Source organism: Deltaproteobacteria bacterium (assembly GCA_009929795.1).
Lineage (GTDB): Bacteria > Desulfobacterota > Desulfovibrionia > Desulfovibrionales > Desulfomicrobiaceae > RZZR01.
The window spans coordinates 1-1,881 of the sequence record RZZR01000305.1 but is presented as its reverse complement, the minus strand read 5'-3'; the positions used below and the strand labels follow the sequence as shown (position 1 = coordinate 1,881).

General features: G+C 61.2%; 2 protein-coding genes. Both read left to right on the top strand.

Annotation, left to right across the window (positions count from 1 at the left end; translation table 11 throughout):
- The first annotated feature begins 176 nt into the window (after positions 1–176).
- The gene (locus tag EOM25_14470) at positions 177–1,562 is read left to right on the top strand and encodes a sigma-70 family RNA polymerase sigma factor (protein ID NCC26380.1); all 1,386 of its coding nucleotides are present in this window, start codon (positions 177–179) and stop codon (positions 1,560–1,562) included.
- Positions 1,563–1,687: 125 nt separating this feature from the next.
- Positions 1,688–1,881, top strand: a 194-nt coding sequence (locus EOM25_14465) for a hypothetical protein (protein NCC26379.1), incomplete at its 3' end; no start/stop codon positions are given.

Here is a 1,881-nt window from a genome sequence, read left to right as displayed (position 1 = left end):
AGGGTGGCATGCCCGCCCTGAGCGGGCCGCCTGTCAACCGGCCTATCGTAACGCATGTTGAAGCCAAAGCCTCCAAGAGGAATTGCGGCTGAGTGTAGTCAAGCCTCGTCCTTCAGGGCGAGGTCGTTGACAGATTGAGCTTCAATTCCTGATGGGCGTTGCGACGCGGGACGGTGATGATCACGTACCAAGCTCATGTAAGGCGGGTCCTGACAGGGGACAAGAATGCCTTTGCCGAGATCGTGGCCATGTTCAAGGACATGGCCCGGGCCGTGGCTACGGCCCGGGTGGGCGAACCCGCTCTGGCCGAGGATGCCGCGCAGGAGGCCTTCCTAACGGCCTACCTCAAGCTCGCCGAACTTCGCGATCCGGACGCCTTTCCAGGCTGGTTTCGAACCATTCTCATCCGGCACTGCGACCGCATCCGAATCCAAAACGAACGGACTGCAACTATCGCGGAAGGTGATGCGCTCAACGAGGCTTGTGACAACGCCGATCCCGTGACCCTGTGCACCCGTCACTTGGACCGTCTCACGGTCCTGCGCATTCTGGAAAGTCTTCCCGGGGTGGCCCGCGAGGCCTGCATCCAGCGCTACGTCCATGGCCGACCCTACAGAGACATCGCCCAGATGCTGAACGTGCCCCAGGGCACGGTAAAACGGCGTCTGCACGATGCCAAGCAGCGCATGCTGGCCGAATTCGGAACCAGTCGGGGTCGTTCGGTGCGTTTAGGCTATCTGCCCATCTCCGATCACCTGCTGGCCATGGTCGCCCACCAGATGCACAACCGGGAGGACTACGATCTGCACCTGTCCCGATTCCTGTCCTGGACCAGTTTGATCAAGGCCCTGCGAGGCGCCATGCTTGACGCGGCCTTTGTCATGGTCCCCCTAGCCATGGCCCTGCGCAACCAGGGTCTGGCCATCCGCTACGTCATGGACGGGCACCACGACGGAAGCGCGGTCACGGTGCGCACGGACAGATTGGGGCGGTGCTTTGCGTCCGGTTCGACCGTGGCCCTACCTCACTCCATTTCGACCCATGGCCTGTTGCTGTCGAAAATGCTTGGCCTGCCCGCCGACCAGCGAATAGTGACCACCAAGTATATCAGTCCGTCCTACGTCCTCTCTTCCCTTGCCAGGCATGAGATTGACGGTTTTTTGTGTTCCGAGCCCTGGCACACCGCATCCGAGGCCCGGGGCGAGGGGCGCATCCTGGAGCGTTCTGCAGAGGTGAGCCCGGGCCACATCTGCTGTGTCCTAGTGATTCGTGATGGACTTCTTCAGAAGAGTCCCGAGCTGGCTCATAGTTTTGTTTCCGCCATGGCTGCGGCCGGGGAGTACGTCGTCGGGCATCCCTATGAGAGCGCGGATATTCAGGCACGCTACACTGGTGTGGACAAAAATGTGGCCGAGCGCGTCCTGCGCAAGGGGTTCGTTACCTTCACTGACCTTGGTCCGGACCGGGGTCGAGCCGAACTGATCATGGGCATGGCGTTGCAGGCCGGTTTTTTGGATCGGCCCTGCGATCTGGGCGCATTTCTGAGCACAGATTTTTTCTAGGCCCTGCAGGCAGATCCGGTCGACCGAGACGTTGTTGCGCCTTCCCCCCTACCGACCGAACTTTTTTCTTCGACGCAGACTCTTTTCCAGAGAACATCACTCACCATCCCGTCAGCGGAGGCGAAATGCCGGCCACTATCGACGAACTCGTGATCCGAGTGGCGGACATCTGTACCTACAAGTGGGACATGGTCCGGCACAGGCCTCTGGCCTTTCTGATTTCCGGCTTCATGGCCGGCGCCATGGTCGCCTTCGGGGCAACCTTGGCCCTGGCCGTCTCGGCCGGCGTGAGCGAAAACCTGGCCCCGGGTCTGGCCAA

Coding starts and splice junctions, on each gene's coding strand:
- EOM25_14470 (NCC26380.1), top strand. CDS start 177: ATGATCACGTACCAAGCTCATGTAAGGCGGGTCCTGACAGGGGACAAG.